Here is a 12,688-nt window from a genome sequence, read left to right as displayed (position 1 = left end):
GCTCGATCCGCGCTCGTCGGACTCCCGTGGTCCGCGCACGTCAGACGCTCGGAGCCGCCCCGTATGACGACCCTCCCGACCCTCCTGGTGCTGGACGCCGACCCGCCGCCGCGCCTCGGCCGGCTGACCGGCCGCGCCCGGATCGTGCACACGGACGCGGCCCGGCTGGCCGAGCGGCTGCCGCAGGCGGACGTGCTCCTGGTCTGGGACTTCACCTCGCACGCGGTGCGCGAGGCCTGGCCCGGGGAGGGGCCCCGCCCGCGCTGGGTGCACACGGCGAGCGCGGGCGTGGACCATCTGCTGGGCCCGGAGCTGGCGGCCTCCGACACGGTGGTCACGAACGCGCGCGGGATCTTCGACCAGCCGATCGCCGAGTACGTGGCGGCCCTGGTGCTGGCGGTCGCCAAGGATCTGCCGCGCACGCTGGAGTACCAGCGGGAGCGGACCTGGCGGCACCGGGAGGGCCGGCGGGTGGCGGGCACGCGCGCGTGCGTGGTCGGCTCGGGCCCGATCGGCCGGGCGATCGTACGCACCCTGAAGGCCCTCGGCGTGACGACGGCGCTGGTCGGGCGGGTGCCGCGGACCGGCATCCACGGCCCGGCCGACCTGGACCGGCTGATCTCCCGCGCGGACTGGGTGATCGCGGCGGCGCCGCTCACCGAGGAGACGTACGGCATGTTCGACGGCCACCGCTTCGGCGTGATGCAGCCCTCGGCCTTCTTCGTGAACGTCGGCCGCGGTCAGCTCGTCGACGAGGACGCCCTCGCCCACGCCCTGACCCGGCGCTGGATCGCGGGCGCCGCGCTGGACGTCTTCACCGCCGAGCCCCTCCCGCCGGACAGCCCGCTGTGGGGGCTGCCGGGGCTGATCGTCTCCCCCCACATGAGCGGGGACACGGTCGGCTGGCGGGACGAACTGGGCGCGCAGTTCGTGGAGTTGTACGAGCGGTGGGCGGCGGGCAGATCACTGGTCAACGTGGTCGACAAGAAACGCGGATACGTCCCCGGTCACTGACCGCCCGGATCCTTGGAGGGTGCATGCAGCTCACCGACCTCACCGCCGTCCAGCTCCTCGACGGTTACCGCAAGGGCGAGTTCAGCCCCGTGGAGGCGACCGGACAGGCCCTGGAGCGGGCGCGCCGGATCCAGCCGGAGGTGAACGCGTTCGTACGCCTCACCGCGGAGGACGCACTCGCCCGGGCCCGGGAGTCGGAGGAGCGCTGGCGGCGCGGTGAGCCGGCCGGGCTGCTCGACGGGGTGCCGGTGACGGTGAAGGACATCCTCCTGCTGCGCGGCCACCCGACCCTGCGCGGCTCCAGGACGATCTCCGAGCAGGGCAGTTGGGCGGAGGACGCCCCCTCGGTGGCCCGGCTCCGCGAGCACGGCGCGGTGTTCCTGGGCAAGACGACGACCCCCGAGTTCGGCTGGAAGGGCGTGACGGACTCCCCGCTGTCCGGGATCACCCGCAACCCGCACGACCACTCCCGCACCGCCGGCGGCTCCAGCGGGGGCAGCGCGGCGGCCGTGGCGCTCGGCGCGGGCCCGCTGTCGCTGGGCACGGACGGCGGGGGCAGCATCCGTATCCCGGCCGCGTTCTGCGGCATCTTCGGGCTGAAGCCGACGTACGGCAGGGTGCCCCTGTATCCGGCGAGCGCGTTCGGCACGCTGTCGCACACGGGTCCGATGACCCGGGACGCGGCGGACGCGGCCCTGCTGCTCGACGTCATCGGCGCGCCCGACCCGCGCGACTGGTCGGCCCTGCCGCCCGCGCCGGGCTCCTTCACCGAACACCTGAAGGAAGGCGTGCACGGCCTCAGGGTGGCGTACTCCCCCTGCCTCGGCGGGCAGGTCGCGGTGCAGCCGGCGGTCGCGGCGGCGGTACGGCGGACGGTGGCCACCCTCGCCGAACTCGGCGCGTACGTCGAGGAGACCGACCCGGACTTCAGCGAGCCGGTGGAGGCCTTCCACACCCTGTGGTTCAGCGGCGCGGCCCGGCTCACCGAGCGGTTCTCCCCGCGCAAGCGGCAGCTGCTGGACCCCGGCCTGCGGGAGATCTGCGTACGGGGCGCCCGCTACAGCGCGCTGGACTATCTGGCCGCGGTCGACGTCCGTATGGACCTCGGCCGGCGCATGGGCCGCTTCCACGAGCGCTACGACCTCCTGGTGACCCCGACCCTGCCGCTGACGGCGTTCGAGGCGGGCGTGGAGGTGCCCAGGGGCTCGGCCCACCACCGCTGGACGGGCTGGACGCCCTTCACCTACCCGTTCAACCTCACCCAGCAGCCCGCGGCGACCGTCCCGGTGGGCACGGACGCGGACGGTCTCCCGGTGGGCCTCCAGCTCGTCGCCGCCCGGCACCGGGACGACCTGGTGCTGCGGGCCGCGCACACGCTGTACGAGGCCGAGGTGGCATCGGCGCCCACGGTCACCGCCGTCCGGTAGCCGGGCGGGCCTCACGCCCGACGGAAACCGAGCGTCTCCCCGGCCGCCCCGCTGCGCCACAGGTCGGTGCAGGCCTCGGCCATCGCCTCCAGCCCCTCCACCACCTGTCCCCACACGATCCCCGGCACCCACCCCACGTCACCGTTGAGCAGCAGGTTGTTGCGCTCGTAGAACAGGGCCAGGTCGACCACCGTGGTGCCGGGGCGGACCTCGCGGTCGTAGCCGTAGGCCCGGGTGCCCAGTTCGGTGCCGGCGAAGGAGAAGTAACAGAGGTCGCCGGGAATCGGGGTGACCGTCGGGTTCTCCAGTGGGGGTTCCGTGGAGGCGAACGGCGGGAAGAGGGCGTAGATCTCGTTGCGCGCGTATTTGGCGTGATAGACGTCACCCGCGAGCGGGAGCGCGTCCCATACCGCCGCGCAGGTCAGGGGTGCGCGGTCGGCCAGCAGTCGTGCCGTGCAGTGCACGTCCCGCTTCTCGAGCGAGACGGTGACGAATCGATCGGCCATGAGAACAAGGGTGCATAGCCCGGATGCGCTTGGGTAGCCGCGCCGCCATGGCTCCACCACTTGGGAACGACGTACACACATTCCGGTCGGAACTCAGACACGCCGGGCACACCCGGCGTTCGGCGCTCGGTGGCCTTGCCGCCCTCGGTGTGCTGGGCGCGGCGGGCTGCTCCCGGGTGGCCGAGGCGTCCGGCAAGGAGGGCGGCGACCTGCTGGACCGCCTCCGCGCGCAGGGCGTCGTACGGCTCGGGATCGCCGGTGAGATCCCCTTCGGGTACATCGACAAGGACGGGCAACTCACCGGTGAGGCGCCCGAGCTGGCCAAGGTGATCTTCAAGCGGCTCGGGGTGGACAAGGTCCAGCCGGTGCCCACCGAGTTCGGCTCGCTGATCCCGGGGCTGAACTCGCAGCAGTTCGACGTCGTGGCGGCCGGGATGTACGTCAATCCGGAGCGCTGCCAGCAGGTGATCTTCGCCGATCCGGACTATCAGATGCTGGACTCGTTCATCGTGCGCAAGGGCAACCCGCTGGGGCTGCACTCCTACAAGGACGTCGTCGCGAAGAAGGCCAAGTTCGCCACCGGCACCGGATACGCCGAGATCGAGTACGCGGTCGGGGCCGGGTACAAGCAGAGCGACATCCTGATCGTCCCGGACCAGGTCGCCGGGCTGAACGCCGTCGAGGCGGGCCGCGTCGACGTCTTCGCCGGTACGGCGCTCACCACCCGCGAGGTGGTGAAGAAGTCGGGCAAGGCGGAGGCCACCCAGCCGTTCGCGCCGCTGGTCAAGGGCAAACCGCACGTCGACGGCGGCGCGTTCGCGTTCCGGCCGACCGAGACGACGCTGCGCGACGCCTTCAACGTCGAGCTGCGGAAGCTGAAGAAGAGCGGGGAGCTGTTCCGGATCCTGCGGCCGTTCGGCTTCACCAGGGCCGAGATGACCGACCTCACCGCGAAGGAGCTGTGCGGCGGATGACCTCGGGACTGTGGGAACTCGTACTCAAGGGCGTCTGGACCACCGTCCAGCTGCTGGTGTTCAGCGCGCTGCTGGCCGCCGCGGTGTCCTTCGTCGTGGGCATCGCGCGCACGCACCGGCTGTGGATCGTGCGCTTCATAGCCGGCTTCTACACCGAGGTGTTCCGCGGCACCTCGGCGCTGGTGATGATCTTCTGGGTGTTCTTCGTGCTGCCGGTCGCCTTCGGCTGGCAGCTGGTGCCGATGTGGGCGGGCACGCTGGCGCTCGGCCTGACGTACGGCGCGTACGGCTCGGAGATCGTGCGCGGCGCGCTGCAGTCGGTCGATCCGGCGCAGCAGGAGGGCGGTATCGCGCTCAGCTTCACCCCGGCCCAGCGGCTGCGGCTCGTTCTGCTGCCGCAGGCCGTGCCGGAGATGATCCCGTCCTTCTGCAATCTGCTGGTCGAGCTGCTCAAGGGCACCGCGCTCGTGTCGGTGATGGGCATGGGCGATCTGACGTTCAGCGCGAACCTGGTCCGGCTGGCGCTGCAGCGGAGCGCGGAGATCTACACGTATGTGCTGCTGATCTACTTCGTGATCGCCTTCCTGATCACGCGGCTGATGCGCTCCCTGGAGAAGCGGCTGAAGGCGGGGATCGGCAAGGACGCCGGGACCTTCTCGGCGGCGCGTGAGCTGAAACGCGCGCAGACGACCGGAGTGGGGGGTCGTGTCGCATGAAGTGGGACTGGAACGCGGTGAGCGGGTTCATGCCGCACTTCTGGGACGGGCTGCGGGTCACCCTGGAGGCCCTGGCCCTCGGTTCGCTGGTGTCCTTCAGCCTGGGCCTGGTGTGGACGCTGCTGATGCGGACGCCGAGCCGCTGGGTGCGCTGGCCGGTCGGGGTGGTCACGGAGTTCGTGCGCAACACCCCGCTGCTGGTGCAGCTGTTCTTCCTGTTCTACGTGCTGCCCGAGTGGAATGTGACCTTCTCCGCGCTGACCACCGGTGTCTTCGCGATCGGCCTGCACTACTCGACGTACACCATGCAGGTCTACCGGGCCGGTATCGAGGCGGTGCCCGCCGGCCAGTGGGAGGCGGCGACCGCGCTGAACCTGCCGCGGCGGCGGACCTGGACCGCGGTGATCCTGCCGCAGGCGATCCGCCGGGTGGTGCCCGCGCTCGGCAACTACGTGATCTCCATGCTCAAGGACACGCCGATGCTGATGACGATCACCGTACTGGAGATGCTCGGCCAGGCCCGGCTCTTCTCCCAGCAGCACTTCCAGTTCACCGAGCCGGTCACCGTGATCGGTGTGGCCTTCATCCTCATCTCCTACCTGGCCTCCCTACTCCTGCGAGCCCTGGAGCGACGCCTTGTCCGTTGAGACCCGTCCGCAGCCCTCCCGTACCGACGCCCAGCCCACCGAGCTGATCCGTCTGGAGAACGTCACCAAGCGCTTCGGCGCCAACACCGTGCTCGACCGGCTGGACTTCTCCGTCGACGCCGGCCGGCACGTGACCCTGATCGGCCCGTCCGGATCCGGCAAGACCACGATCCTCAGACTTCTGATGACCCTCACCAAGCCGGACGAGGGCACGATCACCGTCGACGGGGAGCAACTGTTCCCGGCGCCGGAGAAGCAGGTCCGGGAGGTCCGCAAGAAGATCGGAATGGTGTTCCAGCAGTTCAACCTGTTCCCCAACATGAGCGTGCTGCGGAACATCACCGAGGCGCCGGTGCAGGTCCTCGGCATGTCCAGGGACGAGGCCGAGGAGCGCGCCCGGGAGCTGCTGGAGCTGGTGGGGCTGACCGACAAGTGCGACGTGAAGCCGACCCGGCTCTCCGGCGGACAGCAGCAGCGGGTGGCGATCGCCCGGGCGCTGGCGATGCGGCCGCAGGTGCTGCTGCTGGACGAGGTGACCTCCGCGCTCGACCCGGAGCTGGTCGCGGGCGTCCTCGACGTGCTCAGGGACATCGCCCGCAGCACCGACATCACCATGCTCTGCGTGACCCACGAGATGGGTTTCGCCCGCGACATCTCCGATCGGGTGCTGATGTTCGACGGCGGCCAGGTGATCGAATCGGGTTCCCCGGAGAAGATCTTCTCCGAGCCGGAGCAGGACCGCACCCGGGAATTCCTCAGCGCGGTGCTGTGACCACGGCGCGTGGATCCGGAAGATGCCGAGGTCCAACCGCTGGGTCTTGACTTTGGCATATGCCAGAGGGTCTGCGCCGCAGTTGGGAGGGGTCCGGCGGGCGGAAGAATCTCGCCAACCCCCTCTCCCCGCAGCGGGTTTGCCCGTTATCGTGGTAGCGATCCGCCGACCGGATCTCGCGGCACACACAGGCGAGCGAGCGCAGGGGGAACACCGTGGCGCTGATGAACGAGCCGACCGCCCCGTACCACTCGGCCCAGGACGCCCTGCGCGTGCTGGAGACCGTCGCCCGCCACTCCGCCGGCATCACCGACACCGAAGTGGCCCACCGCACCGGCCTCGGCCCGGCGCGGCTCACCGCCCTGCTGCGCATGCTGCGCCGGGAGGGCTATGTCGAGCAGATCACCGACGGGGCGTACGTCACCGGCGACACCCTGCGCCGCCTCACCTCCGCGCACGACCGGGAGCGGGCGGTGCGCGAGAAGCTCCAGCACACCCTGGACCGGCTGCGCGACTCGGTCGGCGCGGCGGTCTACATCAGCCGGTACGTCGACGGCGAGGTCAAGGTCACCCAGTACGCCGCCGGGCCCACCACCCCGGCGGTCAACGAGTGGGTCGACTTCCGCTACTCCGCCCACGCCACGGCGGTCGGCAAGAGCCTGCTCACACAGCTCGACCACAACGCCCGCCGCGACCATCTCTCCCGCCACAAGATGGCCCGCCTCACCTCGCGCACCATCACCAGCGACAAGCTGCTGCTGTCCCGTCTGGAGTCCCAGCCGCCGACCGTGCCGGTCCTGGACCTGCAGGAGTACGCGATCGGCACGGTCTGCGCGGCGGTCCCGATCACGGCGGGTTCCTCCGTGGGCTGCCTGGCGCTGTCGCTTCCCGTGGCGCACGCCCACCGCCTGAAGCAGGCGGCGGACACGCTGAACCGGAACGCGGCGCCGGTGCTGCTGTCCCTGGCGCTCTAGGGGCCCCACAGGGTGGTCACGAGCACCCCTCAGGACCAGGTAGTATTTTCTTCGTCGCCAGCCGCGGGAGACAAAACCGCGGCGGGCGAGAGTCATGCGCCGCTAGCTCAGTTGGTTAGAGCAGCTGACTCTTAATCAGCGGGTCCGGGGTTCGAGTCCCTGGCGGCGCACGATGACGATGGCGAGCCACGTCCGCAAAATGCGCGGACCTGGCTCGCCATCTCTGTTATTGCGCGACTGCGCCGCGCGTTGTGGGGGCTTCGCCACCCGCACATGCCGACGGCTACGGCATCAGGCCGCCGGACTCCGAGAACGTCATGTGGGCGGTGGCGATGAAGAAGACGCAGAAGGTGATGGCCGCGCCGAGGAAGGCCACCCCGAATCCGGTGCCGACGGCCAGCCTGGCGGGCGCCGGCGGGCGGGCGGTGGCCCGCTGGGGCTGCTCCGGCAGGTACCGCACGGTGACGAAGTCGCCTTCCACGACGGTCGCCGGGCCGCCGTCCTCCTCGAAGCGGACCGTGCGGCCCTCGCGGGTGGTGAACTCGTAGACGTGATGCAGGGTCGTCCGCACGGACGTGTCCCCGCCGCCCCCTCTGGTCGTCGTGTACATCCGCAGACAGCGCCCCTCGGCGGTCAGGCCGTGCGCCCAGGTCCTGCCGACCCGCCGGGCGCGGCGCATCAGCAGGAAGGCGGAGTACCCGAAGCCGGCGATCATGACGGTGGGTACGGCGTAGAAGAAGATCTCGAACATGAGGTTCCCCCGAGGTCCGGTACGCCGTCCACTCGATCGGCGTGCGAGGAACCTACCCGACGGTAGGGGCAGCCGGTCTCAAGGGAACCTCAGTTTCCGCGCTGTGGCGGAACGGTCCTCAGAAGGTGACGTCCGAGCAGGCGTAGAACGCGTTGCCGGTATCGGCGATCGTCCACACCGCGAGGATGACCTGGTGCCCGCTCAGCCCGGTCGGCAGGGTGCCGCTGTGGCTGAGTGTGGCCGGCGGGCGCCGGCCGTCGTACGGGACCGCCAGGAACGGGGTGAGGTTGAGGTCCGAGCGGGACAGGGCGTGGTTCTGGTTCCAGCCCTGCCTGGTGACGAAGTACCTGAAGTCCGTCGTGGCGTGCTGGGCGGTGAACTGCCAGCGGAAGGTGTACGTCCGCCCGCCCGTCACCCTGGTGGTGGGCCAGGCCCCGCCGGACGGGGTGGTCGGCGAGCTGAGCTGGGCGAACCGGCTCAGCCCGCCGTTGCAGATCTGGCCGTCGGCGGGCCCCGCGGCCGGGAATCCCTTGGGGCCCTCGACGCTCTGCGGCTCGTACTGGATGTCGCCGCAGCCGGTCACCGTGCCGTTGGCGCAGAGCTTCTGCCTGCTGATCGGGAGGTCGGTGTAGCCGTGCCCGCTGGCGCCGCCGGTGGAGAGCGCGAACGCTCCGGCGGTCACCACGCCCAGCACGACCGCGGACAACCTGGTCCTGGTGTGCATACTGCCGCTCCTGCAGAACGTGGGGAGTTCGGTGAGCTGTGCAGGTAGGTCCAGACCAAGTGTCAGGTTATTGGCGTTAGTTGAACATGTCCATACCAATCGCGGCCCGTGCCGGAGGCCGTGCGGCAGGCCGGGCTACGCCGGTTCCCCGCGCCCTGCGCAGAAGGCGACCGTCAGATCCCGCACCAGCACCTTCCGCTCGTAGTCGTCGAGTTCGACCAGACCGCGCCCGGTCAGCCGGGTCACCGTGTCCTCCACCGAGTCCACCACCGAGTCGAGCATGCCGGCCCGCTGCCCGGCGTCCAGCCGGGCGATCCAGCGCCGGTGCATCGCGGCGGCGACCTCCGGGACGTACTCCACCCGGAGCGGCTGCACCGCGAACACCTCCAGGCCGACCGGCTCGGTCTCCTGCGCCACCAGCCGGGTCAGCTCGTCCCCGGCCGCCGTCACCCCGCCGTCCGTGCCGCCCGCCGGCTCCACCGGCACCCGCGCCAGCGCCGCCTCCACGCACTCGCGCAGATACGCCTCGTGGTCCTCGACGCCGAGCGTCGCCCGCGCGGTGTCCCGCATCCGCCACACCACCAGCACCGCCACCTTGAGCGGCACCCCGTCGGGATCCGCCGCCGACATCGGCTCGCTGCGCCAGTGCCGCAGCCGCACATCGACCCGGTGGCGCGGCAGCAGCGGGTTCACCCAGAGCAGCCCGGTGCGCCGCACCGTCCCCCGGTAACGGCCGAACAGGCCGAGCACCCAGGCCCGCCCGGTCCGCCCCCGGGTCAGCCCGCCGAAGCCGAAGATCCCGAGCACACTGGCCCCGGTGTACGCCGCCCACTGCGCCGGGCCGAGCCCCGCGCCCAGGGACGCGGGCAGCCGCAGCACCTCCACCGCGGCCGGCGGGAGCTGCCCCGCCCACCAGGAGGTGGCCAGACAGCCGGTGATCCCGCACACCCCGGCCAGCGCACCGGCCGCGCCCGGCAGCACCCGCGCCGGGCGCTCCACCAGTTCCGGGTCGATCTCCGGCCGCGGCCGACGGCGCTCCGGCGCCGGGGGTTCCGCGTCCGGCTGCTCACCGGTGTCCGGCCGACGGGCCACCACGGCGGGCTTCAGCGGCACCTTCACCGGGTCCAGCGGCTCGGTGTCGTCGCGGTAGAGCAGATGGACGGGGATCTCCGTGGCCGACCCGTTCTGGGTCAGCCGGTCCGTGCGCTCGCCCGGCTCCAGTCCCTCGGATTCGGGCGGTGTGTGCGATGTGGTCGTACTCATGCGTGTCTCCAGCCTCCGCGCCAGACGCGTGATGAACAGGGGGATGAACAGTGGGATGAACAGGGGTTGGGGTGGATGCGTGATGAACAGGGGTGGTGTGGCGGACAGGGATGGTGTGCTGGACAGGGCCTTGGGGCCGGGGCCGGCCGGGTCGGAGCCCCGTCGTGTGGTCGGGGTCCGGCTACGCGAACAGCCGGCGCCAGGTCTCCGGTCCCGGGTAGCCGTCCGCCGCGCCGCCGCGCCAGCCCTGGGTGCGCTGGAAGGCCTCCACCGCGCGCCGGTCCGCCTCGCCCCAGCGTGGACCGGGACCGGTGGCGTAGAACCTGCCGAACCCTTTCTCCACCAGCCGACGGCCGAGCCGCGTGACGTACGCGTTCTCCGCGCCCGGACGGAAGTAGCCCCGGCCCGGATAGCCGGGCACCCCGTGCGAGGCCGGCACCCGCTGGGCGGCCGGCACCCCCTGCGCGGCCGACCGGCCCGATCCTGCCGCCGCCGGGGCGATGTTCTTGCCCTTGCCGGTGACCAGCAGTTTCCAGGTGCGGGGGCCGGGCAGCCCGTCGGCGTTCCTGCCGGTCCAGCCCTGGGCGAGCTGGAAGGCCCGGGTCGCCCGCCGGTCCGCCTCGCCCCAGCGTGGACCGGGGCCCCGGGTGTAGTACCGGGCGCCGCCCCTGGCGATCAGCATCCGGCCGAGCAGGGTGACGTACGCGTTGTCGGCGCCCGGGCCGAAGTGGGCGGCGCCCGGATAGGGGACCTTGTTCTTGAGCGCGGCCGGCGGCGCGCCCGCGGTACCGGTGCTCAGGCCCTTGTAGCGGTAGGGGACGTACTTGTCGGCGTGGCTCCAGTAGGGATACGGAGTGGTCTGCCGGCGGGCGTGCGGGGGTGTCTGCTCGTAGACCGTGTAGTACGTGTGCGTGTAGTCCGTCCAGCCGCCGAAGATCACCACATGAGAGCCTTTCTCGGGGTCGTCGGGATTGTGGTAGAGCAGGATGTCGCCGGGTGCCAGCGCCTCCTTGGTGATCTTCACGCCGAACTCGTCGAGGCTGCCCGTCCACTCGTTGCTCGGCAGACCCCAGGCCATGGACACAAAGCCCGAGCAGTCCTGCCGGTAGCCGTCGCTCCAGTAGTCGTCCATGCTGTACGGCACCTGCGCGGCCACCCAGATCTTGGCCCGGTTGATGATCTTGGTCCGGGTGGTGGCGGGGATCCGGGCCGTGCCCGGCCCCGCCGGTTTGCCCTCGGGGCCGTGCAGCGGAGCCTGGGCGCCCTGGGGGGTCTCGGGCTCACCGCCGCCGGCGGCGTCGGCGCGCGCGTCGGCGAGGGTGCCGGGAGCGACGACGGCGGCCGCCGGGGTGACCGCGCCGAGGACGGCGGACGCGGCGGCCACGGCCACGATTCCGCAGGCCGCCGGGCGGGCGCCCGAGCGGCCGGAGAACAGACCGAGGCCGGCCCGCCGCCCCTGGACGCAGCCGGGGCAGTCGCAGTCGCGGGCGGGGGCGACTTCCTCGAACGCCGGAGCCGTCATGCGATCTACCTCACATTCGAATGGGCTTTGTCCGTGAGTGTGCACATTGATCAGTTTTCCAACTGTCCGGCAGATCGCCACTTTGACGGTCCGAATGATGTACCCGCCCCTCCGGGCCGCCGACCGATCACCTGGGGGTGGTCAAAGGCACCCCTCAAGGTCAGGTAGACTTATCTCCGTCAGCAGGCGCCGCTAGCTCAGTTGGTTAGAGCAGCTGACTCTTAATCAGCGGGTCCGGGGTTCGAGTCCCTGGCGGCGCACGATGACGATGGCGAGCCACGTCCGCAAAATGCGCGGACCTGGCTCGCCATCTCTGTTATTGCGCGACTGCGCCGCGCGCGGTGGGGGCTCCGCCACCCACACCCCCGTGTCACAGTGAACCGGTATCGAGAAGCGGAACAGGGCCCTCCCCCCGACTGGCCGGATACCCTCTGGCCATGGCAGCCCGGGACCTCCAGGAGCGGATCAAGAAGCTGATCGTCGACCGACGGCTGCCCTCGGGTGCCCCGCTGCCGACCGAGCCCGAGCTGATGGAGTACCTCGGCGCGAGCCGGAACTCGGTGCGCGAGGCCCTGAAGGCGTTGCAGGCGATGGGGATCGTGGAGATCCGGCACGGGTTCGGGACGTACGTCGGCTCGATGTCCTTCGCACCCATGATCGAGGGCCTGGCCTTCCGCACCGTCGCCGGGCACTACCGCGGCGAGGACTCCCTGCTGCAGCTGCTGGAGCTGCGCGAGGCCGTGGAGACCGGGCTGGTCTCGCGGCTCGCCGGGCGGCTGCCCGAGGCGGACCTCGTTGAACTGGACGCCCTCGTGGACCGTATGGAACAGGAGGCCGCCGAGGGGGCGGGCCTCGCCGAGACCGACCGGGCCTTTCACGCCACCCTCTACCGGGGGCTGGACAACGTGCTGCTGAGCGAGGTGCTGGAGGCGTTCTGGGACGCCTTCCACCGGGTGCAGCGGGATCTGGTGGACGTGCCGCAGGACCCCAGGGTCACCTGCCGGCAGCACCGGGAGATCCTGGACGCGGTCCGGTCCGGCGACTCACTGCGGGCGGAGGAGGCCATAAGAGATCACTTCGGCAACATCCGCGTCCGCCTCTCCACCACCGGCACACCCCGGCCCCCCGAGACCACCGGCACACCACGGCCCGCCGAGACCACCGGCGCGCCCCGGCCGCCACAGACCACCGGCGCGCCCCCGCCTCCCGAGCCCCACGCGCGCCACAATGAACGGGTTTGAGCGGTAAACACCATGTTTCGCGTCTTGCGATCATGCGGAGCGCCGTAGAACCCTGGGTGTCCAAGCTGCCGCCGTTTGGCGGGAGTTGGGGGGAAGCAAACGGTTGCCGGACGGCGGGGAGGGGGCCCGCCCATGAACCGATGCCGAGGGGGGCATC

At 71.2% G+C, this 12,688-nt stretch carries 13 protein-coding genes and 2 tRNA genes; 10 read left to right on the top strand and 5 right to left on the bottom strand.

Annotation, left to right across the window (positions count from 1 at the left end; genetic code table 11):
- Positions 1 to 63: 63 nt before the first annotated feature.
- Both ACFYOH_RS20955 and ACFYOH_RS20950 read left to right on the top strand, forming a co-directional pair.
- On the top strand, positions 64 to 1,014 hold the full coding sequence (locus ACFYOH_RS20955; RefSeq protein WP_388627523.1) for a D-2-hydroxyacid dehydrogenase: 951 nt from the start codon (positions 64 to 66) through the stop codon (positions 1,012 to 1,014).
- Between the two features lie 23 nt (positions 1,015 to 1,037).
- Positions 1,038 to 2,441 carry an amidase gene (locus ACFYOH_RS20950; RefSeq protein ID WP_388627522.1) on the top strand — a complete coding sequence of 468 codons (1,404 nt, stop codon included), beginning with the start codon at positions 1,038 to 1,040 and terminating at the stop codon, positions 2,439 to 2,441.
- A gap of 11 nt (positions 2,442 to 2,452) precedes the next feature.
- On the opposite strand, the gene ACFYOH_RS20945 is transcribed toward ACFYOH_RS20950, so the two are convergent.
- Positions 2,453 to 2,947 carry a DUF3830 family protein gene (locus tag ACFYOH_RS20945; protein WP_388627521.1) on the bottom strand — a complete coding sequence of 165 codons (495 nt, stop codon included), beginning with the start codon at positions 2,945 to 2,947 and terminating at the stop codon, positions 2,453 to 2,455.
- Positions 2,948 to 2,994: 47 nt separating this feature from the next.
- Between ACFYOH_RS20945 and ehuB the strand changes: the two genes are divergently transcribed.
- The 6 genes from ehuB (at position 2,995) to ACFYOH_RS20915 (ending at position 7,200) form a co-directional block, all read left to right on the top strand.
- Positions 2,995 to 3,921 (top strand): ectoine/hydroxyectoine ABC transporter substrate-binding protein EhuB, encoded by a 927-nt coding sequence (ehuB, locus tag ACFYOH_RS20940; RefSeq protein WP_388627520.1) that lies wholly within the window; start codon positions 2,995 to 2,997, stop codon positions 3,919 to 3,921.
- On the top strand, positions 3,918 to 4,637 hold the full coding sequence (gene ehuC, locus ACFYOH_RS20935) for an ectoine/hydroxyectoine ABC transporter permease subunit EhuC (RefSeq protein ID WP_388627518.1): 720 nt from the start codon (positions 3,918 to 3,920) through the stop codon (positions 4,635 to 4,637). Before ehuB ends, ehuC begins: the two co-directional genes overlap by 4 nt.
- Entirely contained in the window at positions 4,634 to 5,284 is a 651-nt protein-coding gene (gene ehuD / locus ACFYOH_RS20930; protein ID WP_388627516.1) for an ectoine/hydroxyectoine ABC transporter permease subunit EhuD, read from the top strand. The genes ehuC and ehuD overlap by 4 nt, the downstream gene beginning before the upstream one ends.
- Entirely contained in the window at positions 5,274 to 6,056 is a 783-nt protein-coding gene (ehuA, locus tag ACFYOH_RS20925) for an ectoine/hydroxyectoine ABC transporter ATP-binding protein EhuA (RefSeq protein WP_388627514.1), read from the top strand. Before ehuD ends, ehuA begins: the two co-directional genes overlap by 11 nt.
- Positions 6,057 to 6,271: 215 nt before the next feature.
- Positions 6,272 to 7,030 carry an IclR family transcriptional regulator gene (locus tag ACFYOH_RS20920; RefSeq protein ID WP_388627512.1) on the top strand — a complete coding sequence of 253 codons (759 nt, stop codon included), beginning with the start codon at positions 6,272 to 6,274 and terminating at the stop codon, positions 7,028 to 7,030.
- 96 nt (positions 7,031 to 7,126) lie between these two features.
- Positions 7,127 to 7,200: transfer RNA gene (locus ACFYOH_RS20915), tRNA-Lys, on the top strand.
- 113 nt (positions 7,201 to 7,313) lie between these two features.
- On the opposite strand, the gene ACFYOH_RS20910 is transcribed toward ACFYOH_RS20915, so the two are convergent.
- From ACFYOH_RS20910 to ACFYOH_RS20895, 4 genes are all read right to left on the bottom strand, one after another.
- Positions 7,314 to 7,781: a DUF3592 domain-containing protein gene (locus tag ACFYOH_RS20910; RefSeq protein ID WP_388627510.1), complete on the bottom strand. Its 468-nt coding sequence runs from the start codon at positions 7,779 to 7,781 to the stop codon at positions 7,314 to 7,316.
- A 118-nt stretch (positions 7,782 to 7,899) separates the two neighbouring features.
- Positions 7,900 to 8,505, bottom strand: coding sequence for a lytic polysaccharide monooxygenase (locus ACFYOH_RS20905; RefSeq protein ID WP_388627508.1), 606 nt, complete (start codon positions 8,503 to 8,505; stop codon positions 7,900 to 7,902).
- Positions 8,506 to 8,640: 135 nt separating this feature from the next.
- Positions 8,641 to 9,768 (bottom strand): SPFH domain-containing protein, encoded by a 1,128-nt coding sequence (locus tag ACFYOH_RS20900; RefSeq protein WP_388627506.1) that lies wholly within the window; start codon positions 9,766 to 9,768, stop codon positions 8,641 to 8,643.
- 181 nt (positions 9,769 to 9,949) lie between these two features.
- Positions 9,950 to 11,290, bottom strand: coding sequence for a peptidoglycan-binding protein (locus ACFYOH_RS20895; protein ID WP_388627504.1), 1,341 nt, complete (start codon positions 11,288 to 11,290; stop codon positions 9,950 to 9,952).
- 186 nt (positions 11,291 to 11,476) lie between these two features.
- On the opposite strand from ACFYOH_RS20895, the gene ACFYOH_RS20890 reads away from it, so the two are divergent.
- Positions 11,477 to 11,550 (top strand) — tRNA-Lys (locus tag ACFYOH_RS20890).
- Positions 11,551 to 11,727: 177 nt separating this feature from the next.
- Positions 11,728 to 12,531, top strand: coding sequence for a FadR/GntR family transcriptional regulator (locus ACFYOH_RS20885; protein ID WP_388627503.1), 804 nt, complete (start codon positions 11,728 to 11,730; stop codon positions 12,529 to 12,531).
- Positions 12,532 to 12,688 lie beyond the last annotated feature (157 nt).

The organism is Streptomyces sp. NPDC007856, assembly GCF_042868225.1.
Lineage (GTDB): Bacteria > Actinomycetota > Actinomycetes > Streptomycetales > Streptomycetaceae > Streptomyces.
Note: the sequence above shows the minus strand (reverse complement) of the source record. Positions and strands in the feature narration are given on the sequence as shown.